The sequence below is a fragment of the Mucilaginibacter polytrichastri genome (genome assembly GCF_001911425.1).
Lineage (GTDB): Bacteria > Bacteroidota > Bacteroidia > Sphingobacteriales > Sphingobacteriaceae > Mucilaginibacter > Mucilaginibacter polytrichastri.
In genome coordinates this window covers 4,133,315-4,155,324 of record NZ_MPPL01000001.1, presented here as the reverse complement: position 1 = coordinate 4,155,324, position 22,010 = coordinate 4,133,315, and the positions used below count along the sequence as shown (strand labels likewise).

The 22,010-nt window shown below is 40.4% G+C and carries 19 protein-coding genes; 11 read left to right on the top strand and 8 right to left on the bottom strand.

The features are described from left to right. The first annotated feature begins 33 nt into the window (after nt 1-33). Nucleotides 34-4,464 carry a translocation/assembly module TamB domain-containing protein gene (locus RG47T_RS17805; RefSeq protein ID WP_074490817.1) on the top strand — a complete coding sequence of 1,477 codons (4,431 nt, stop codon included), beginning with the start codon at nt 34-36 and terminating at the stop codon, nt 4,462-4,464. On the opposite strand, the gene RG47T_RS17800 is transcribed toward RG47T_RS17805, so the two are convergent. The 3 genes from RG47T_RS17800 to RG47T_RS17790 all read right to left on the bottom strand — a co-directional run bounded on the left by RG47T_RS17800 (nt 4,461) and on the right by RG47T_RS17790 (nt 7,597). Continuing rightward, nucleotides 4,461-5,666 carry a bifunctional 3,4-dihydroxy-2-butanone-4-phosphate synthase/GTP cyclohydrolase II gene (locus RG47T_RS17800; protein ID WP_074490816.1) on the bottom strand — a complete coding sequence of 402 codons (1,206 nt, stop codon included), beginning with the start codon at nt 5,664-5,666 and terminating at the stop codon, nt 4,461-4,463. The genes RG47T_RS17805 and RG47T_RS17800 overlap by 4 nt on opposite strands. Before the next feature lie 101 nt (nt 5,667-5,767). Continuing rightward, nucleotides 5,768-7,186 (bottom strand): LptF/LptG family permease, encoded by a 1,419-nt coding sequence (locus RG47T_RS17795; RefSeq protein WP_074490815.1) that lies wholly within the window; start codon nt 7,184-7,186, stop codon nt 5,768-5,770. 30 nt (nt 7,187-7,216) lie between these two features. Then, nucleotides 7,217-7,597, bottom strand: a complete 381-nt coding sequence (locus RG47T_RS17790) for an START-like domain-containing protein (RefSeq protein ID WP_074490814.1) — start codon at nt 7,595-7,597, stop codon at nt 7,217-7,219. 420 nt (nt 7,598-8,017) lie between these two features. Here RG47T_RS17790 and RG47T_RS17785 point away from each other — a divergent pair, with 420 nt between their 5' ends. The 4 genes from RG47T_RS17785 (at nt 8,018) to RG47T_RS17770 (ending at nt 11,188) form a co-directional block, all read left to right on the top strand. Beyond that, entirely contained in the window at nt 8,018-9,295 is a 1,278-nt protein-coding gene (locus RG47T_RS17785) for a site-specific integrase (RefSeq protein WP_074490813.1), read from the top strand. 54 nt (nt 9,296-9,349) lie between these two features. Continuing rightward, complete coding sequence (locus tag RG47T_RS17780; protein WP_074490812.1) at nt 9,350-9,595, top strand: hypothetical protein; 246 nt, start codon at nt 9,350-9,352, stop codon at nt 9,593-9,595. A 233-nt stretch (nt 9,596-9,828) separates the two neighbouring features. Then, entirely contained in the window at nt 9,829-10,596 is a 768-nt protein-coding gene (locus tag RG47T_RS17775; protein WP_074490811.1) for a hypothetical protein, read from the top strand. Then, nucleotides 10,589-11,188 carry a hypothetical protein gene (locus tag RG47T_RS17770; protein ID WP_074490810.1) on the top strand — a complete coding sequence of 200 codons (600 nt, stop codon included), beginning with the start codon at nt 10,589-10,591 and terminating at the stop codon, nt 11,186-11,188. The genes RG47T_RS17775 and RG47T_RS17770 overlap by 8 nt, the downstream gene beginning before the upstream one ends. Nucleotides 11,189-11,296: 108 nt before the next feature. On the opposite strand, the gene RG47T_RS17765 is transcribed toward RG47T_RS17770, so the two are convergent. Both RG47T_RS17765 and RG47T_RS17760 read right to left on the bottom strand, forming a co-directional pair. Then, the gene (locus tag RG47T_RS17765) at nt 11,297-12,652 is read right to left on the bottom strand and encodes a hypothetical protein (protein ID WP_074490808.1); all 1,356 of its coding nucleotides are present in this window, start codon (nt 12,650-12,652) and stop codon (nt 11,297-11,299) included. Between the two features lie 122 nt (nt 12,653-12,774). Continuing rightward, complete coding sequence (locus RG47T_RS17760) at nt 12,775-13,104, bottom strand: hypothetical protein (protein WP_074490806.1); 330 nt, start codon at nt 13,102-13,104, stop codon at nt 12,775-12,777. A 153-nt stretch (nt 13,105-13,257) separates the two neighbouring features. On the opposite strand from RG47T_RS17760, the gene RG47T_RS26150 reads away from it, so the two are divergent. The 6 genes from RG47T_RS26150 to RG47T_RS17730 all read left to right on the top strand — a co-directional run bounded on the left by RG47T_RS26150 (nt 13,258) and on the right by RG47T_RS17730 (nt 18,691). Beyond that, nucleotides 13,258-13,452 (top strand): hypothetical protein, encoded by a 195-nt coding sequence (locus RG47T_RS26150; protein ID WP_074490804.1) that lies wholly within the window; start codon nt 13,258-13,260, stop codon nt 13,450-13,452. Between the two features lie 348 nt (nt 13,453-13,800). Further along, on the top strand, nt 13,801-14,628 hold the full coding sequence (locus RG47T_RS17750) for a hypothetical protein (protein ID WP_074490802.1): 828 nt from the start codon (nt 13,801-13,803) through the stop codon (nt 14,626-14,628). A 31-nt stretch (nt 14,629-14,659) separates the two neighbouring features. After that, nucleotides 14,660-15,025 (top strand): hypothetical protein, encoded by a 366-nt coding sequence (locus RG47T_RS17745; RefSeq protein ID WP_139235718.1) that lies wholly within the window; start codon nt 14,660-14,662, stop codon nt 15,023-15,025. 16 nt (nt 15,026-15,041) lie between these two features. Continuing rightward, complete coding sequence (locus tag RG47T_RS17740) at nt 15,042-15,905, top strand: IPT/TIG domain-containing protein (RefSeq protein ID WP_074490799.1); 864 nt, start codon at nt 15,042-15,044, stop codon at nt 15,903-15,905. 779 nt (nt 15,906-16,684) lie between these two features. Beyond that, the gene (locus RG47T_RS17735) at nt 16,685-17,710 is read left to right on the top strand and encodes an IS110 family RNA-guided transposase (protein WP_074490797.1); all 1,026 of its coding nucleotides are present in this window, start codon (nt 16,685-16,687) and stop codon (nt 17,708-17,710) included. 105 nt (nt 17,711-17,815) lie between these two features. Continuing rightward, on the top strand, nt 17,816-18,691 hold the full coding sequence (locus RG47T_RS17730; RefSeq protein WP_171972556.1) for a restriction endonuclease: 876 nt from the start codon (nt 17,816-17,818) through the stop codon (nt 18,689-18,691). A gap of 55 nt (nt 18,692-18,746) precedes the next feature. Here the strand turns inward: RG47T_RS17730 and RG47T_RS17725 are convergent, their stop codons facing one another. The 3 genes from RG47T_RS17725 to RG47T_RS17715 form a co-directional block, all read right to left on the bottom strand. Further along, complete coding sequence (locus RG47T_RS17725; RefSeq protein WP_074490794.1) at nt 18,747-19,973, bottom strand: tyrosine-type recombinase/integrase; 1,227 nt, start codon at nt 19,971-19,973, stop codon at nt 18,747-18,749. Nucleotides 19,974-20,470: 497 nt separating this feature from the next. After that, nucleotides 20,471-21,703, bottom strand: a complete 1,233-nt coding sequence (locus RG47T_RS17720) for a type II toxin-antitoxin system HipA family toxin (RefSeq protein WP_074490792.1) — start codon at nt 21,701-21,703, stop codon at nt 20,471-20,473. Then, nucleotides 21,700-22,008 (bottom strand): helix-turn-helix domain-containing protein, encoded by a 309-nt coding sequence (locus RG47T_RS17715; protein WP_171972555.1) that lies wholly within the window; start codon nt 22,006-22,008, stop codon nt 21,700-21,702. The genes RG47T_RS17720 and RG47T_RS17715 overlap by 4 nt, the downstream gene beginning before the upstream one ends. Between the last annotated feature and the right edge of the window lie 2 nt (nt 22,009-22,010).

The window sequence follows — 22,010 nt, the reverse complement described above, 5'->3', positions numbered from 1 at the left end:
ATAGCGCTAAGTATTGTACTGATCATCTTCTTGATGTTAAGTATACTTTTGCTCATCATTCAATACAAACCCGTACAAACCTGGGCCGCGCGCAAGGCTACGGCTTACCTGTCTAAAGAATTAAATACCACCGTAGATATTAAAAGCTTATACATTAAGCCCTTTTCTTCTATCGTGCTCGAAGATCTATACGTGCTGGATAAGCAACATGATACACTGTTGCGTACCCCAAAGCTTACAATTGACCTCAGCAAGTTTTCGCTGTTTAAAAGTATCCCCGCCCGTACCATTAATTTCGATTCCATCAGGCTGGATAACGGTTCTGTATACCTCAAAAAATTAAAAGACAGTTCAACAAACCTGAGCTTTATAATCAACTATTTTAATTCGGGGCCACCGGATACTACCAAAAAAGTAAGCAGGCCTTGGACGCTTAACTTCGGGCAGATTATGGTGAATAACCTGCATTTCAGGTACAAAAACCAACTGGATACCAGCGTACTGAAACACGAGGTAAACTTTGAAGATATTGACGTAAGCAAGTTTAGCGCTGTGATCCGCAATATGGATCTGAAAGAACACCTGTTTAAGGCCCGGCTTTCGCACTTAACTTTAAGAGAAAAAAGCGGCTTTTATGTAAAAAGTTTAAGCGGTACGGCAACTGTTGATACCAACCAGATCCTGGTGCAAAACTTCTACATCGTTACGCCGAACTCGAGGCTCAAAGATTATTTCAGGATGAAATTTAAATCATTTAGTGATTTTGGCAACTTCGAAAACAAGGTGTACATGGATGGCGACTTTAAACAATCATTCATCTCATCAAAAGATGTAGCTTACTTTACAAATACGCTCGATAAGACACAGTTTGACCTTGGCGTTGATGGCCGCATTAAAGGCAAGGTAAATTACCTTTCTGCCAAACACCTTACCATTACCGGTGGACAAGCCACTTATATAAAAGGAGATTTTAGCCTGAAAGGATTACCCGACTGGGAAAAAACACATTTGAACTTAAAGTTTGACCAACTGGCCAGTAATAAAAAAGATCTCGATTACTTACTAAGACGCTTTGCAGGCGACCCTAAAATGAGCCTGCCCGATTTTCTGACCAAGTTTGGCAACATCAATTTCACCGGCGAGCTTAATGGCTTGTCTGATAACTTTGTAACTAAAGGTACATTCAAAACAAAACTAGGCCGTTTTGCCCCTGATGTAAGGCTTGTCTTTAATAAGATACCGGCTTATATTGGTAAGGTTACACTGTATGATTTTGATTTGGGCACCATGCTGGATAATACTTCGCTGGGCCGTACATCACTTACTGCCAATGTAGATGGTAGCGGTGATGAGCTAAAAAATTTAAAAATTAAAACAGACGCTAAAATTGCTTACCTCGATTTTAACAAATACCATTACAGCAACCTTACTGTAAAAGGCTCATTTATTAATGATCTTGCTAATGGTAAAATTACCGTTAACGACCGCAACCTGAAGCTTAACTTACAAGGCAGTGTAAATTTAAAACCAAAGTTGCCCGCTTACCAGTTTAATGCCACAATTGGCGATGCCAAACTGTATGCACTTAAATTATTGGGCGATACCATTACGCTAAGTACGCAACTCAAAACCAGTTTTACTGGTAATGATCTTAAGAATTTGCAAGGCTCTGTTATACTGTCGCCTGTTCGCGTGGTTGATCCAAGGCATAATTACCTCATAGATTCTGTGAGCCTTACCTCAAAAGGGTTTGGTAAAGAAAGAGAGATCAGCCTGCGGTCTGACCTGCTTGACGGCACCCTGAAAGGTAACGCCGACCTGGCTACGCTGCCATCGTATTTTAAAACAATTGTTAAGCAATACATACCATCGTTAAAAACTGATATTGTAAAACCAGGCCCGCAGGATTTTGAATTTAATTTGCAACTCAAAAACCTCGACCCGATAACGGCCATGTTTGCACCCGATTTAAAGGTGCCGGAACAAGGAACGTTTAATGGTAAGTTTAACTCAGAAACGCATACGGCCACGCTTAACGGCTATGTTAAAACTTTTAAATATGGCACTACCGTTTTCCACGATTTTATTATTGATGAAAACACCAATGACCAATTTCTGGGACTCAACGTATCGTTAAGCCGAGTTGACTTAACCGACAGCTTGTTTATTAAGAACATTAACATCACCAACTTTTTAAAGAAAGACAGCCTTAACTTCAATATAAAACTATCTGACAAGGATGCAACAAACCAGTTAGACCTTTACGGTTTGGTGCAGTTTGGGCGAGACACAACAGCCAAACTGATGCTGCTACCATCAGACGTGATACTGGAGCACCAAACCTGGCGACTAAGTGATAAGGTACGTATCCGCTTTTTGAATGGCAAAACACAGGTATCCGGCTTTTCATTGGCCAATGGCAGCCAGAAGGTAAACATCAACGGGTTTATATCAGACAATCCTGAAGACAAACTCAAGCTGGAGTTCGATCATTTTAGCATGTCTACTTTAAATCAGCTTACCAAAGCCGGGGGAGTACTGCTTAAAGGCTCAATGAACGGCGATGTGCAGTTTACCTCCATTCTTAAAAACCCTGGTGTGGATGCACATCTTGGTATCGATTCGTTAAACATGAACGGCACGCAAGTGGGCAATGTAAAAATTGTATCAACCTTGGATAATAGCCGCAAAGACGCAAACATCAACCTTAATATCCTCAACCGTGGTTTAGAAACTATGAAAATTGCCGGCGTTTACCACTTGGGGCGCGATGCAGACAACCTGGATTTTGATGTGAACATGAACCAAACCGAGGCCGTTATCTTCGACCCGTTTGTAAAGGGCCTGGTATCAAACTTAAAAGGGACGCTATCAACCAATTTAAAACTAACTGGCACACCAAGTAAGCCCATGCTTAATGGCGATATTACTTTAGCCAACACCGGGGTAACGGTTGACTACTTAAAAACCTCTTATATTATCAATGATAAGCTTACAGTAGCCAACAGTGTGATCAACATCACCGACATGAAGCTAACCGATGGGCGGGGTGGTTCGGGCACAGCCAATGGCAAAGTTGACCTTACCAACCTCTCTAACCCGGATATTGAAGTTGCGCTTACTGCCAAAAAACTGCTGGCCCTAAACACCAGTTTTAAGGATAATAAGCTCTACTTTGGGAAGGCAATTGCCACCGGTCGCTTTAATTTTAGTGGCCCTGTTGATAACATGAAAATTGACATTAAGGCCCGAACTGAGGACAGTACGGTTTTTAATATCCCCCTTAATACTTCATTAGTTGCAGGTGATTATGAATTCATCCACTTTGTAAGCCACAAAGATTCTGCAAAGGTTACCCCTACGGTTAATGCCTTTAATGGCGTTACCCTAAATTTTGACCTTACCGTTGACGAAAAAACCCTGGTAATTATTGGTACGGATTACGGACAATTGGAAGGCCGCGGTAACACCAGTAATTTACAGCTGAATATTAACAGCCTGGGCGATTTCCAGATGTTTGGAGACTTCCTGATCTCATCTGGTAAGTTTGAGTTTACGGCCAAAAACTTCATCAGTAAAGTGTTCCAGGTAAATGAAGGTGGTACCATCCGCTGGACGGGCGACCCATCGAACGCGAGCATCAATATGCAGGCCATATACGAGGTGCGTACAGACATATCTAACCTTTACCGGGCAGCAGGCCTGCAATCGCCAAAGGGTAACCTGCAAGAGCTGGTACAGGCACAGCTGGTATTAACCAAAACGCTTTTAGCGCCAAATATCGACTTTGACTTTACCTTCCCTACCGACCCTTCTGTTAAGGATGATCTGGGCACTTACCTTACCGATTATAATAACCGGAGCCAGCAGGCGCTAAGCTTAATTGTACGCAGGCAGTTTGCATCGGGCTATGGTAATAATATTACAGACCAGGTTAAGCAAACAGCCCAGGATGCGGTAAGTGAATTTGCGTTTAATAAGTTGAATAACCTGATCTCGCAATCAAACATCAAGAACCTCGACATTAACTTTCGCTCGGCAAGTGATGCCAGTGCGTCTTTACACTTGTTTAAAGACCGTTTGCTATTAAACGGAAGCCTTTACAATACCAACCAAAACAATAATTTATTTGGTAGCAATACGCAAAGCCTCTTCAACTCTAATCTTAATAACTTTACGAAAGATTTTGAGGCCGATTACCTCATCAGGCCGGATGGCAGGTTACGTGCGCGTTACTCTTACAGGGTGCTAAACAGTACCACGTTAAACAGTATTAACAACCTTGATGTGCAGTATGTAAACGGAATTGGTTTAATATACCAGCGCGACTTTGATACCTTTGGCGAGTTTTTGAGGAGTATATTTACCAGGCGTAAACGTACCAGCAGCAATTCTAACAATACGGCAACTCCTGCTGGTAACGATAACGATTTTGATAAACCCGAAGACGATAAACGCGATTAGTGATTCAGCAAAATAGAATGATCCATTCTGTCGCGTTTGGTTTTCAGGTATAATTCATTGTGTGGGTTGGGTGCAATTTCAATAGGCAGGGTTTCGGTAACCTCTAAACCGTAACCAACCAGGCCCGCACGTTTTTTAGGATTGTTACTTAATAGCCTCATTTTAGAAATGCCCAGGTCGCGTAATATTTGTGCACCAATGCCATAATCGCGCTGATCCATCGGGAAACCCAATTGCAAGTTAGCATCTACAGTATCAAAACCATTCTCTTGCAGTTGGTAAGCCTTTAATTTATTAATTAAACCTATACCGCGGCCTTCCTGGTTCATGTATACAATTACACCCTTACCTTCTTTCTGGATAATTTCCATGGCTTTGTGTAATTGCGGGCCGCAATCGCATCGGCACGAACCGAAAATATCGCCCGTTACACATGAACTGTGCACGCGTACCAGTATCGGTTCGCCCGGCTCCCAGGTACCTTTTACAAGGGCAAGGTGGTTTTCGTTGGTAGTAAGCTGGGTATAGGCTATCATATCAAAATCGCCCCATTGGGTAGGCATCTTTACAGATACTTCCTTGCGGATCAGCGATTCGGCATCTAAGCGGTATTCGATCAGATCTTTGATCGAGATAATCTTCATGTCAAACTTCTTGGCAATTTCCAGCAGTTCGGGCAGGCGGGCCATTTCACCAGCCTCGTCCATAATTTCGCAAATTACACCTGCAGGTTCAAAACCGGCAAGCACGGCCAGATCTACAGCTGCCTCTGTATGGCCCGAGCGGCGCAATACACCACCTTCTTTTGCAATAAGCGGAAATATGTGCCCCGGGCGGCCCAGGTCTTCGGGCTTAATAGCCGGATTAATTAATGCCAGCGTAGTTTTTGAACGGTCTGTGGCAGAGATACCAGTGGTACATCCATAACCCAGCAAATCAATAGATACGGTAAAGTTGGTTTCGTGCGATGTGGTATTTCTACCTACCATGGGGTTTAACTCCAGCTCTTTTGCCCGTTCAACGGTAATGGGTGCGCAAACTAAACCACGGCCGTGGGTAACCATAAAGTTAATGGTTTCGGGGGTTGCATTGCGTGCAGCAGTTAAAAAATCACCTTCATTCTCGCGATCTTCATCATCTACTACTATAATGGTTTTGCCAGCTTTAATGGCGTCTATAGCTTCAGGGATAGTATTAAGCATACTTAATAATGGTTTGCAGGCGGTATAAAACACCTGTTGTTAAACAAAGTTACATCAAATTGTATTACACAGCGTCGGCACTGTGTAAAATGAATACGTAGCTAAGCTGCCTTTCGTTTAAACAGGCGGTTAAAAAATTTCTTGTAAGAATCCATATCAAATAATACCGAATCTGTAGCTGCTTTATAGGACAAGAAAAAACCGATTGGCGTAAGGATACCGATGGCGATCCACATACCGATAACCGGCGACAAGCTCCCCTCTTTAACCGACTTTTCGCCAATGGTTGAAATAATATAATAGATGAGGAAAAATACCACGGCCACCACAACCGGTAAGCCAAGCCCACCTTTACGGATAATTGCCCCAAGCGGTGCCCCGATCAGGAACAGCGCCAAACAGGCTGCTGAGAGTGTGAATTTTTTCTGGTATTCGATAATTGATTTCCGGATATCTTTTGATACTTCTTTATATCTTTCGTTGCGGCCTTTTACCAGGTCTTTGATTGATCGCGCCTCATTAGCTGCATTATTAACGGTTGATATTTGCGCATAAATGTCAACCTTTTTTAAATAATCGGGTTTCAGAGGCGCATAAGGCTTCCCTTTTACAGGCCTGTGCGAGAAATTGAAATATTTGTAATAAGCCGACATGAGCCTAAAGTTGGCATGTAGCCCGCTATCAACCTGGTGTTGGGTAGAATCTCTGAAAAATCTTAATTGCTTAAGGTTCATCATTTGATAGGCGCGCGAAAATTCACCCTCATTGGTACGCTTAAGTTTAAAACCCGAAAGATCAAATTTTTGCTCTGTTTCCTTGAACCTTAACCTGCTAAAACGCTGCCTGGCATTCCCGGTTTCGCCCGGCGACTCTTCGTAACGGATACCATCCTTGAGGCGCAATACCAGAAACTTATCATTAGGCGTGCGATACATTACGCCCTGCTTGGCAAAAAGCACGCTGTTGTTGTTCTGCGCTGCATTACGCGTGTAAATCATTACGCCATGCAGCGTTTGGCCATCTTCGTCCTTATTGTTTACCCGGATAGAGTAGCCGGGGAAACTATTATTAAAAACGCCCTCCTTAATTAAAAAACCGGATTTTTGCTGGCGCGCATCCCACAACAACGAATAATATTTGAGGTTGGCAACGGGCAGCATATAATCGGAAAAAATGAAGGCCGACATGGCTAATAAAGTTACCACGATAACCATGGGGTACATAGCCCGGCTAAGAGAAATACCGGCAGATTTTATAGCCACCAACTCGTAGTTTTCGCCCAGGCTGCCATACGTCATGATTGACGAAAGCAGCACAGAAAGCGGCAGCGCCATGGCCACATTGGTAGCCGATGCATACATCATCAGCTCTAAAATTATATACCACTCAAATCCTTTGCCTATCAGGTCGTCGATGTATTTAAATAAAAACAGCATCAGCAACACAAACATTACAATGAAAAAGGTAACGATAAAAGGCCGTATAAAGGACTTAAGTATTAAGAGGTGTATCTTCTTCACAATACAAATTTAGCGAATTTTTGGTTGCCTCTAGGCACCCAAAACGCTAATAAGATAGTCGATCTGGTTGTCCCATATCAGCTTGCGCTCGGCTATGGTTTCTTCGGCAGCAAAATCTGTAATTGCCAAAGCCACATCGTTGGTCAATTCGTCCTGCACAACTTCCATCTCGAAATAGCACTGCGGCTCGTCGTCAATCCATTTAAAACGTACCAGTTTATTCTCTTTGGTAAGCAGCAATTTGGCTTGTTGCTCCTCATCATCCCAGATAAAAGTATAAACCTGGTCGCGTACGCTTACACTATCTGCAAACCATTGCATTAGCCCGTTGGCCTCACTAATAAAACTATAAAGTATTCGGGGTGACGATCTTATCTCATATTCTATATGAAATTTCTTCTTCTCAGACATAAGGGGAGCAATAGTTTAAAGTGCTAAGGGGTAAAATTTGAACATTTTTTCTAAAGAAAAGTATTTTCTGCTATATTTGCAAACCTTTTTAAGAAAGGGGGCTTGGTTGAGCGATTAGTTATCAACATAATGGCCCGAACTCTTAAATAACCATAAACAAGGTTACGCCAGTAATTATAGCAAACCTTGCAATACACTCGGCGGGGTAGCTCAGATGGTTAGAGCGTAGGATTCATAATCCTACGAGTTTGACACAATATGATCTGATATGGGCTAAAATAGATGTTGCTTCGGTTATAATATCCCATAAGACACCATCACACCGCAGGTTGAGCCAGCCAAACCGTTAACAATTCCGTTAACAAAACGCGACCTTTGAACGGGGCGTGGAAACAAATTTTTACTTAAAAATGTTTCCACATGGCCACTGCAAAAATCATCACTTGGAGCCGTTTAGACAAAAACGGTCAATTTCCCATCGGAATTAAAGTATCTCAAAAAGGCATTCCTGCTTATTTATTTGAAGGCAACGTCCTTGCTTCCCGTGAATTATGGGATGCAACAAAACAGCAAGTCAAAAAAGCGCACCCACATGCGCTACGGCTGACAAACTTCTTGTCAAAACGGCTTTCTGAAATCAATGGAAAAATTCTCGAATTTGAAACCGACCAAAGAACGTATACGGCAGAAGACGTTATTAATGCTATCAAGCCTAAGCCAGTGGTAGATGTGCCTATGCCGCCAGCTCTAAAATTGCCTTTATTTAAAGACGTCGCCGATCAATATCTTGCGGAACAAAAAGGCCTGGGCAATTACGATGTTTATAACACCGATAAAAGCCGCCTGAAACGCTTTTATGAATTTGCCGGGGAGCAAGTTACGTTTGCTAATATTACCGTTGAACTCCTACGCCGCTTTACATTATATCTGCGAATGGATCGCAACAGAAATCATAAAGAGCATAAGCCATTAAGTGACCGCACGGTTACAAATCATTTACTGGTAATTCGCACTATGTACAACCGCGCTAAAACCGCCGGGCTGATTGGGAATGATACCTATCCGTTTGGCGGCAAAGAAAAGATAGTTATCAAATTCGGCAAGACGGAAAAAATCGGGCTGGTGGCCGAAGAAATCACCCAATTAAAAGAATATAAATTTGATAAATACCAAACGCATCTGCACCATAGTCGTAATATATGGCTAACCTGTTTTTATTTTGCCGGGATGCGTATCACGGATGCGCTATTATTGAAGTGGTCGGATTTTCAAAACGGGCGTTTCTACTATGTGATGTCAAAGAATGGTGAACCGGGTTCTTTAGCAACCCCTGCGGTAATTGCGGCCATTCTTGAAGAATATAAAAATAACAACCATGTCCATGATCTTGTATTCCCATACCTTAACGAAGTTAATAATCTCGAAGACCGTTTTGAACTGCGAAAGCGGATTAGTTTTGTAACGAAAATGCTCGGTGAACATATGGGCATTGTCATGGGATTGCTTGCCATTAATAAAAACGCATCACCGCACAAGGCCCGTCATGCATTTGCACAACTCGCCGAGGAAAAAGAAATACACCCGAAAGTATTACAAAAGCTTTATCGCCATGAAAGTATGCTGACAACAATGGGCTATCAATCTAATTTCTCAAACAAAAAGGCCGACGAAGCTTTAGAGGCGGTGATTGATTTTTAATTCGTTACACAACTGCATTTAGAAAAATGCTAACTTTATATAAAATAATAAAACATGGCAAAATTAACAAGAGCAGGCTCTGGCTTCATAAAATATGGTGACGAACTTATAAATCTAATAGGATATAAAGGGATAACAAAAATAGACGAAATGGATGACTCTATGATTGGTTTTACGCCATTCATACCATCAAATGAAGACTTGGAAAACGGCGTAGAAGGTACTTGGGTTATTACATATGAAACAGTTTCTGAAAGGGACGAAGATTTTAAACTAATTGAAACGGTACTTGCAGATTAGTACCATGATTTCAGAGCATAAATTTAATCCTGCAAAGACGAGAATGATTGTGCATTAAAAATTTGAATAACTTTGTAGCAGTTAAGCATCTCGCTTAGCTATTGTGATAAGGTTTAGGTTGAAAGTCCCCGGCAGCGAGTGCAGGGGACTTTCTTTTTATTGGTAATTTCTTCTTTTAATTTTAACGAAACATTTTTCTTCGCAGTTAGTTATCTAATAAAACCACCAACCTTATGGAGTACGAGATAACACCTAAATTATCCGGCGGAATATCTTACAGTAACAATATCCTAAACGGATTAAATAACGCAGGCCGCTCTTATCAGTCGAACTATGCGGCTAAAGTCATCACCTATATCAAGGCAAATTTTAATATTCGACAGCTCAGTCCCAAAGGGGACACGTCTGTACAGTATTATTTATATAATGATATTTTCAGCATCAATAACCGCAAGGTCTTAACGTATTATCCGGTTTCAAATACGATTTATTTCGGCTTTGCCGTTCCCAATGCCGGGGAAATTTCTCTTAACTTTAATGGCAATACCTTATACGTTAATCAGGTTGGTATAACAGGTTCAATGATTTCTAAAATGAGTATCCCGGCACTGTCAGGGATTAAGCGTAACGGGATTTATCTATTAGACCCGCTGCCCAACGGCGATTATACCGTTAATAATGGGCACCATCGCGGGAAAGACGAACAACGTGGCGGGTTTTATAGAGATGGTGTAGGTTTCACCTTTGATATAACGCCGCTCTTTGCCTCATTAAACGGCAAAAAGATGGAAAGAAGCTTGCTCCGTATACACCCGGACGGCAATAGCCCAGGGAGCGCGGGTTGCATCGCCCTCGGTGTTGATCGCCCTGTATTAACGGCTTTCTATGATGCTATGAAAGAGTATATGGCTAAGAAAGGCGCGGTGCGTCTGAAAGTTGAAGACCCCAATAATCCGAATATCATGTATAACAGACATAAAGGAGTAAAAAGCCATGAATAAGCTTTTAAAAGGGTTAGTCCTTTGTTCGATTATTTGGCTGATTGCTGGCAATTGCTTCGCGCAACAAAAGACCTGTTCCGCTACGTTCAAACATGATACCGGCGTGTCCGGCATAAAATTGCAAAGTGCAAACAGCACGATGGCCACTTTGGGAAAAAACTCGTGGGGCCGGGAATTTGAGAAAGAAGACGGCTTTGGTATGCCAAGGATTGAGGTTACCAATGCCGATAAAACGCAGTTGCTGCGCTTAGGATTCTTTGAAGGGGATTTTGAAAACAACGTACAAGCGTTTCAAATTCAGTATCTGCCAGCAAATTACAAGCGTTCTGCAAAAACTGCCAAGATCAACACCCCGGCCTTTATCTCTGCCCTGAATATCAAATTAGGCATGACTAAGGCAGAAGTTATTAAACGAATTGGGAACAGCTATAAATCCACTAAAGACAAGGGCTTTGCAAAACTGAAATGGTACACCAATGACCCTAATAGTGCTTTTCTAAAGGAATATAAAGCTGTTGGATATTCGATTGAATGTAAGTTTGATACCAGCGGTAAACTAACCCAATATTACTTCGGCTTTGAATATCCGTAAGTCGATTCTGACGGCAACCCTAACATGTTGACGGCAACTGTCACCTGTCTAATTTATACGAAAAGGGGTAGCACGAACTATAAATTTTTCTTTATCGTAAAAAGCCCTTCAATAATTACTCCATATTATTGGATTATGATCTCCAATAATTAAATGGCCGAGCTCCTGAAAGTTACTTATTTCTTTTATATCGGCAATCGCCCAAATATTAATTAACCCTAATTGGCTGTCTACTTCCCGTTGCCTAAAGTACACTTGTAACTGTTGCGTCTTAACCCTTTTTTGTTGCTCTGTAAAAACTTGTTTTATGCCTTTAAGATTTTTAATCGATGCCCTCATCAGTTTATTAGTAAAATCGGTATCTAATAAACTTTTGATCGTTTGAACCTGCGCCTGGTTTACACCGCTGTACTTGATCTTATTAACCAGTTCTGCAAAATCAGCAATAAACTTATCGAAATCTTCGATTGTGTATTCAATTAATTTTTTTTGTTCCGGTGCTATTTGAATTTCGTAGCTTGCTTCGAAATATATTTTGCAGGATGCAAATTTATCATGGGACATACCTTCTTTGTAGACTTGAATATCCCAAATCCGAATAGAATTCGGGAAAATATAAATGAGATTGAAAAAATCGCTACTAAATATTAGTTCATTGTCGTCCCATTTTTCTTCTCTGCTGAGCGGATGCCAGTAATCAAAGGCCATATTGAACTTGTGCGCATGTATCGCCGAGATGTATTGCTTTATCAAATCTTCAATTTCTATTTTATCATAATCTTCTTCGCTTAATTCTTTAATGGCTGATACTACTGCTTGTGGTTGGATTGTGAAAGAAACATCAACTTGCGTAATTTCTTTTTGTTCAGCATTAATAACAGCAGTTTCATTAATCTGTGTTTCAAAAGCCAATTGAGAGCCTTCTATTGAAGCGATATTTTTTTGAGCATTTTTCCTTTTTCTTTCTTTAGCGTCAGCAAGAGCAATTTTAATTTCTTCTAATTTCCCAGTTATATCAATCAGCGAACTTTCACCTGTTTTATGAATTAAGAAGCCCTCTTCGATCTTAAATAAGTCAGAATACCGTTTCATATAAACTTGCAACAATACGTAACCCTGTTGATCTGGATTATCAAAGTCTTTTTCTCTGATCTTTTTAGGGATTTTACAGCCGATATATTTAGATAAGGCCGTTATCATCAGCGATGTATTAACGGGCCAATATTTGGACATTGATTTCCTTGCATCGCTTTCAGTTTTGGAAAAATATAACAAGTCATGCCCTGTACCAGTACCAAAAAGATGTTCAAAAACAGCGATGGTTGTACCTGATGTGTTCTGCTTCCACATTTTTCCTTTGGGCCTAACCAATGCCTCCCGTTGACCAGGCGTAAAGCAGTTATCCCAAGCGTAGTTAGCCAACTCTTTATAAAATTTTATGAATACATTAACTGGTACATACATTTTGAAATAGAATAAATTCCTGCAGTTCCTGTAAAACTATAATTTTCTCCCGTAAAAAATCAAAGGAAAGGCAGATTTCCTGTAACATAAAAATCTGAAATGCAACCACGACTTTTGAATTATCAATCGGGCTGATTGTTGTTCTTTGATTTTTTGGGAGAGATAGAAGTTTTGCAAACTTCTAAGAGACGTTGGTTTTTAACAGCCAGCTTAATTAATTCCTTGCGTGTTTTACCATCGGAATTACTTATTAAGTTTATGGTATCTGTAGCGTCATATGTATACAATATATGAAATATTTTGTATGTGATATCAGAAACTGCTTGAAGATATCCGGTAGCGGTTTCACTGCCGTATTTATCTATAAATGCGGCGAGATCTTTTTCAATCGTTTTTTGATCGTTTAGATCAAGAAAATCTTTACCATCAAGAAAATCATCAAATACGCACATTATACACCTTCAATGATATGTATAAACAAAGGTTTGACGAATGTCAACTGAAATGAGATAAAAGTATAGTGAGAGCGCCTAAACACTTAAAAAAGAGGCACCGGATCGCGAAAACGGCTAAAAGAGTAGCATGTAAATTAAATCCTTAAAGTAATGGGAAACTATTCAGATAAGGAAAAAAGCACTATGCGTGACGGTGGTTATCGCCAAACTTCGGATTCCGATGTTTGGAAAAAAGATAATCATACTATCACCCGTAGGAATGAGACGACTATCTTTAACACAGATCGTCACACTACTAATGGTAGTGGTATCTCAGATAGCCTTTTTTCAAAGAAAGCGAAATAGCGTTGCTATTAACCATTCATGGTCGGCCAACCATGAATGGTTTTAAAAAGAACATTAAACCCACGTATAACATGGCGACAGTAATTCAGGCTGTTTACAAATAATATTTGAATCCTGAATTATACTTTCTAATTTAGAGCATATTATTTCTTGTAATAGCGAACTCGTTTAAGCTTCCGAACCGTCGAAACTTCTAAAGCAAAAACACACGAGTATGAGTTACTGCCATGTTATGCGTGGGGTTAATCATTCGTGTGTACGCTTTTCGACGGGCGTGGAAGCTGGTGAGGCCCCACGCTGTTTTTTAATAACCCGTCTTATTAGGGGCTAAGGCACATTAGCTCCTTTATGAAACATTTTTTATTTTCTTGTTTTTTGCTGATTACGATTATCAGCAGTTTTTCCTATGCACAAACCAAATCAAAAAAAGCAACTTCGGCAAGTGCAGAAGTACTGACCAATGCCTCGCTTATCAGCCTGCACAAAGCCGGACTGGACGATGAAGTCATTATCTCCAAGATTGAAACGTCACCAACCAATTTTGATGTATCAACTGACCGTCTGATTGACTTAAAAAATGCAGGCGTTAGCAACGCCATTATAAAGGCGCTAATTGATAAAGGGAGTGGCAAGAGCGCAAAGGGTAGTACCATCCCTAATATTAAAAGAGACATTGTAACCGCTGCTGCCCCAGATGTGGATATGATAAACAATCCCTATTATCTTGACAAAGCAGCAGGCAAGGCAACGGGTTTAGAAAGTACAACAGCGAAAGCCAAGATCAAAATCAACCCGCTTAAAGCGTTTATTCCAACGTCATCATTTCCGGTTATGCTGCGCGTCGATGGTGAAAAATCACCAGTCCAATTACAGGCTAATTCAACCTTTATTGTCAATTGCGGCAATACGATGACGCCTGAAGTTGTCTTCGGCCTGTATCGCTATAGCACCATCAAAAAGGGCTATCGGGAAACTATCTGGCAGAAAGTAAGCGGCATCAATACCGGGCAAGATAAAGATATGGTAAGCTTTAACTATAAGAAGCTGAAAGATGGCGTTTATGAGATCATCCCCAATGCACCGCTTGATAAAGGGGAATACTGCTTTGTAAACCGCATGTCTTACACTAACTATAAAGAAATGAAAGCCGATGTATTTGCTTTCGGTGTCGAATAATCAAACTTAAAATCATATAAAACTTACAGCAATGGGAGAAGTAATTTTTGTCCTAATCATTATAGGACTAATCGGGTTTTACCTGTATCGTGTATTCACAGAAGGCAGAATGGAAGAAACGCCGGAATATTTCAAGCAAGGTAAAGTTACCGTTGAATATAAAACGCAGAAGATCAAAATAGGCAAACAGGCTTATGATGTTAGCCAGGTCACAGGAATCAGTTCTAATACCAAATTTAACGGGCGAAGGGAACGTAACCACGTTCAAATTGAGGTCGATGATTTAAGGCACCCTGTGCATTTTATCCCGATCATCGGCGGCAAGGCAAGAGCAGATCAGTTAAACCAAAGAATATGCGTTGCCCTTCGTAAAGCAGGCGGGCCGAATTTTTATTAATCAATAAATCACCTTTATGAAACAGATATATATATTATCATTGGTTATTTTTCTTTTCTCGGCCTGTAAAAAAGATAATGGTGGGCAGGCCGTATACGTATCACCAAAGGATGCGGTAACGATAACTGATTTTACCCCGAAATCTGCGCAGCCCGGTGCAAAAATTACGATTACAGGCACAGGTTTTGGCAGCGATGCATCAGCCGTGGCTGTGGCCGTTAATAGTACGCCTTACTTTACATTAGTTTCAGTGTCGCCTACCACAATTGTTATTCAAACTAATTTAGGCACGCCGAGCGGCAAAATAAGGGTGACGGTTAATGGTAATGCAGCCGTTAGCACAACTGATTTTACCGCTTTATTGGAAGATTTGAGAATTGTGGGTTTCGATGACCAAGTCCAGCTTGGTCATCAGTTCAATATGTATGCGGATGGTTTTGGAACAGACACTAATAAGATTAGTATGTCCTTCGGCGGCACTACTCCGGTTAAAGCAAATTATATTGGCCCATCTTCTTCCGTAGTGGGCGCTATGGTGCCAAGATATGCACAAGGCGGTAAAGTTACTTTGACCCTTAACGGTAAATCAGTAATCAGTGATAAGATTTTAACTCTTGCAATGTCCATGCGGGATTTTTCACCTAAGACTATAAAAACAGGCGACACAGTAAAAATCACGGGTGTACAGTTCACTAACCAAGATGAAATGTGGGCAAGTTTTAACAATCTCTTAGATAAGCAGGAAAAGCCAATTAAGGTTACGCCAACGGAAATGTGGTTTATCGTTCCGTCCTATGCGAAATCTGGATATCTTGAAATAGGGCAGCGGTTCGGTCTAACCGATATAAGCGACACCAAGTTTACTTTCATTCCCAAGTAATCGCATGTTATTGCATGATAGAATATTGTGATAGGTTTAGGTTAAGCCCCCAAGCAGCGATTGCGAAGGGGCTTTGTTTCACAAACAAATAACAACATACAGCAAGGCGCATTATTGTCCTTCGGGACTATAGGAACCATAGTTAGAAACAATCCTTGCTGTTACTTATATACTTTATAATGACAAGGAGACTTAATCGCCGTCAGAGGCATAGTGCTTATCTTATGATTTAAGCCTTGTCATTACAATGTAGTTTGAAAGAAAATATACAGTAAGGCGCATTATTGTCCCTCTGGATTAGGAGCCATAGCTTGAAACAATCCTTGCTGTAATTAAACACTTTATAAATGACAAGGGGACTTAATCGCCGTCAGAGGCATAGTGCCTATCGTATGATTCAAGCCTTGTCATTTACAAAGTTGCCGGATACCTAAAAATATAACAGCAAGGCGTATTACTGTCCTTCTGGATTAAGAACCATAGTTGGAAAAAATCCTTGCTGTTTTTTTAGATACAAATGACAAGGGGACTTATTTGCCTTCAAAAGCCTATTGCTTATCTTATGATATAAGCCTTGTCATTTTAAAAACTTAATAATACGAAGACATAACAGCAAGACGCATTATTGTCCCTCTGGATTAAGAACCATAGTTAGAAGAAATCCTTGCTGTTTAAATATTAAAACGGCTTATAAGTGGCAAGGAGACTTAATCTACGTCGAAGGAAAAATACCTAACGAATGATACAAGCCCTGCCGCTTAAAAGTTAAATTAATATCTATGGAAGTTTCAAAAGCTAAAAAATACACTTACTTTATTGGAATAGACATTTCTCGCAACGAACTTGATTTTGCAGTCATGCAAGGAAATAAATTCTTATTTCATCGCGAAATAAAAAATGAAAGCTCCGAAATAAACGCCATAATCGATAGTTTAAAAAAACTACCGAAGTTTGTCATGAGCAGGGCGGTGTTTGGATTGGAAAATACCGGCATTTACGGGAACCATCTTCTGAACTGCCTGAAAAGGGTAAAAACAAATATTGTTAATGAGAATGCGCTGCATATTAGAAACTCCCTCGGCAATATCCGTGGAAAATACGATAAGATTGATGCCATACGCATCGCTCAATATTTGTATAAAAATCGGGATGAGCTAAATATCTGGAAACCAAAGCGACCAATCGTGCAACAGTTGGCGCATCTTTCCACTTTGAGAAACAGAATAATGACATTGGAAAAAGCCTTGGTTACCCCCTTGAAAGAAGATACTAATTTTGTCCAAAAGAAAATCGTTGCTCAAAGTAAAAAATTAATCAAAAACAGTTCCGATGCTTTATTGGCGGATTTTGCCGCCATAGATGCATTTATATTTGAACTTATCAACTCTGATACGAATTTAAAACGCATGTTCGGAATTATTACTTCAGTGCCAAGCGTAGGCCCTGTAACCGCATTACAGATAATTATAACAACAAACGAGTTCCAGGATATTCGCAATCCTAAAAAGTTCGCCTGTTATGCAGGCGTTGCTCCGTTTAAACGGGATTCCGGCTTAATTGAAGGTAAGGCCAAAATCTCAAACATGGCTAATAAGCGGGTAAAGGCCTTATTGCATACGTGTGCGTTAAGTGCTGTTAGGCATGACCCGGAGCTAAAAGCGTACTACGAAAGAAAAACCAAGACCGACGGCAAGCCCAAAATGGCCGTTCTAAATGCGGTGCGCAATAAAATAGTTTTAAGAATATTTGCTTGCCTTAATCAGGATAGATGCTTTGAACGAAATTATCAAAGACAAGCAATGTAGAAGTTTAGCCGCTAAACGTGTTCTTTTGTTTAACTTAGGGCTTATATGTTCCCAATGGGAATATTTTCTAATCATACTTTTGGATTAAGCGTAATAAACTCAAACGTGGAAGATACTTTTAGAAATTTCATTTCATCGCATAAGCTACAATTTTCCGTTCATAAGATACTTCGTCAACTGGATTCGCCTGGACTAAAAGCCATTCGCGAAGCAAGGAAGAGAATTGACGATTTACAAAGTCCTTCCGTTCAAAATATTTTAGAATATCAATCCATTCTAAAAAAAATCCCTGGGATTGGCCAGCAACTGACATTAATTAATCAGGTTAACTACTTTAATTTAAGGATGGCTAAACAGGTCGATTATTTAAGTGGCATCCTTGACTCTCACACTCTTCTTTCGCCAACGATTGAGTTTATAAGAAATATAGACTTTTCTAAATATGATATTCATTTCGAGGAAGACGACGAACTTCAACTAACGTCTTATGAGATCATGGCTGATCCAGAGACAAATACGATGCAGCAAAAAATAATTCTTCTGGATGAGGTAACGAATATAAGAAGGATTATATCTGATATTTATAGAGATCACACGCAGCTTTATAAGCTTCAGCCAAGAGCATTTGAAAAAATGATCGCCGAATTATTGAGGCATCATAATTTTGAAGTGCAATTAACCCAGCAAACACGAGATGGCGGTCTTGATATTATTGCACTCCAAAATATTTCTGGCTTCCCCTTAAAGTTTTTAGTGGAATGCAAAAAATACTCTCCTGAAAGAAAAGTAGGTGTAGGAATAATAAGGGAGTTTAGTCATGTAATAAATACTAATAGAGCTAATAAGGGTATTATATTCACCACATCATACTTTTCACCTGACGCTCTGCGAGAACAAATGCAAAACATGCCGAACCTTTTGGATTTACGAGACTGTAACGATATTATTGGTTGGGTTAATAATTATTCAGAGAAGCATTAACGAAGCCCCAAGCATCGAGTGCGAGATGGCTTTGTTGTTTTACGATTGCATATGCTTAATACGATGGCTGAACGTAATTATATCTTTTAGTAAGTTCCTCAATGAAAACTTTATCTATATAATCCGCGTAACGCTGCATCATTTCTGTACGTTGATCTAAGAACTCGGCCCGATCATAAGCTTTGTCGTTATTGTTTTTGCGTACATGTGCAAGCTGTCGATCAGCAATTTCATGAGTATAACCTAACTTTTCTTTTAAAATTCCCAAAGCTAAAGATCTAAAACCATGGCCAGTCATGTGTGTTTCAAACTTCATCCTTTTTAAAGCTTGAAGTATGGTTCCATTGCTCATGGGTTTAAGTGGCCGTGGGATGCTTGGGAAAATATATTCTCTTTTACCGTTCATTTCTTTCAGCTCTTTTAAAATGGCGATTGCCTGCCTTGATAGGGGGGTAAGATGGTCTTTCTTTTTTTTCATTCGCTTTCCAGGAATGCGCCATATAGCTGTTTCAAAATTAATTTCGCTCCATGTGGCTTTATTAAGTTCAGTAGTTCGAACAAAAGTCAGTAACATAAACTGGATAGCTAAATAAGTTTGGCGATGAATTTTGGTTTGCCTGAAGTCGTGCAGGGCTATTAAAAAATTTGCGAGTTCATCAACGTCAATAGATGCAAAATGGCCTTTTTCGTATTTACGAAGACCTTTTTCAAGTCCGGTGGTTATATCGCTTTGCACGCGATTTGTGTTTTTAGCGTAGACAAATACATTACTGCAAAGCTGTTTAATGCGCCGCGCCATATCGGGCGCGTTTTCGTCAATTTTACGAAGGCAGGATAGAATGATAACAGGTGTTAGCAAAGTGATTGGATATGATCCAATATCCGGGAAAAGGTATTTTTCCAAACGATGCAATATTGTTTTCGCGTATCGAGGATTCCAAGCAGGTGCATTCTGTGAATGCCATTCTTTTCCGATGAGTTCAAAAGTTTGTGCGTGTGCAAACACAGCTGTCTGCTGTTGTTCAAGTTTAACCAATATTGGGTCATGCCCAGATTTCAGTTGGGCTTTAATTTTATCCTTTTCTTGCCTTGCCTCCAAAAGCGTAACAAGTGGATAGTTGCCTAATGAAATTCTTTTTTCTTTTCGGTGGTATCTGTATTTAAGGCGCCAAAGCTTGGAGCCAGTCGGATAAACCTCTAAATACAACCCGTTGCGGTCAAAGATTTTATAAGGTTTGGCTTTGGACTTGGCTGTACGGCATAGCATATCATTAAGCGACATGGGATGAGGCCTTTCTGCTTGAAAAAAAATGATTTTTTAACTTTTGGGGGCAAGTCAATATGCAAATGGGCTGACTTGCCCCCAACTTGCCCCCATTTTTTGTTAATGTGGGTGAGTAACCATGATTGAAATTAAAATGAATTATACGCCAGGAAACTTTTGAAAGCCCTGTTTTCAATGGGTTATTAACGATAATTAATGTCTGTGAATGAATGCTAAGGTTAGCATGTGCCGAATTTTGGGCTTTTATTTGGTTAGTTGGCTCCCTGGGCAGGATTACCATTTGATCACCTATATATTTATTTTCATTGTGTTGCTGTATCAGGGTTTGTATTTAGGCACCCCAAATTTGCCCCCATTGTAATTTGCTTTCCTCGTTGGCAGCTTTCAAATTATACCATAAGCCATTTTTCATTCCAAGCATTTTCGCAGTCATTTATTTTATTTCGAATTTAGTTTTTAAACATTCTTCGGCTGGCCTCGAATAAGAGATTATCCTATTTAAAATTATTAATGGCCTTAGCAATAAGGTCAATGTTTGCTTCCGTTACATGATGGTTTTTGGCTAAATCTTTCCAATCACCCAAAGAACTCATTGTTTGATCAATAATTTCATCTATCAGGTTTTTAGATAGCTTTGCTTCCTGGCCAAGTTTTATCAAATGGCTGATCTTCGGATTTCTGCCTTCACCCATGACCATTGTGCTTTGTTCACCATTGGGGCCGCTGGAAAAAGTAAGATCGTATGCAGGGGCTAATTTCCATGTTCCGTTTTCATCCATTAGAAAACTGAAATTTTTAGCGTGATCATCCCGGTTATGCGCCAATACATTGAAAACCGCGAGGCGATACATTTTCTCTATTTCGCGAGTATCTTTTGTAAGAGCGCCAGTCAAAGTGAGCAAGTCTTCGTAATCCTGGGAAGGGGTTCTGAAATCGCTATGCAACAATCCACTTGCTGTATGCGTGTGTAGTCGTTTTTTACCGTCTCTGTCAAAACGTTTAACCGCAAAATAGCCAGCGCTTTTTTGCGATGAAAACAGGTGTACGTCCGGCATCACCAAACCTGCTTCTTTTGCCATCAAAGCATAAACGTATTCAATTGCACCGGCATCCTGACCGTCTTGGGAATTGGAAAACTTGACCAGCCAGGGTTCAAACCCTTCATCAAGTTTTTTTGTGCCATAAGCAATCTCCTTACGGTCATCGCTCAAAACAATAAGGGCTTTGGGGCGGGCACCGGCAGATGATCCATTCAAGGCCAATAATTCTTTTAAAACTTCTTCAGAACTGCCCTGTAAAACTTCTTCCGTCTGCGAGGCCAGGTGATCCAGGCCAATAAATTCCTGGTTATCTAATGGACTGTTATCCGGTTCATACACCAGTGCGCCCATGCCCGATAAGCCAACATGGGCCAAACGATCCAAAGGCGTTATGCTGGCAGGTAAAATGCCTTGTGATCTTATTAGGCGATCAAAAAGCAATCGACCCCAGCCATCAGGCAAACTATCGCTGAAAACACCGGCCAGCCCGTCAAATGGACGTTGAGGTAATTCGATAACATTTTGTTGCAATGGCAATCGGATGGGAGAAATTTCAATGTCCTTCTGGATGAAGGCATCGTTATATTCAAAATAAATGATGCGGTCGCGCATGGCCAACCGCCCTACAGGCTGAGTTTCTGAACCGAAATTTACGCCAACTTTTACTTCTGTTATGGGCTGGCTCATTTAATACTCCCTCTTTTTCGAGCAATGTTATTTGTGTCTTTCAACACGTCATCTATCGATTTGAAAATTGGCTTTGACGGTTTCAGTACATCGATTGTTTCTTCCATACCACCAACGACCATCAGTAGTTTCAAAAAGGACTCCAGCGAAATTGAACCTTTCTGTTCAAATTTCCGTAGGGTCGCAAGGGGAACGCCCGACCGTTCAGCCAAGCCTTCTTGGGTTAATGCCAAGAATAACCGTCTTGCTCGAATATTTTCAGCAATTTTCGCTTGCGCTTTTGATGGAGAAATAAGTGATATCATAA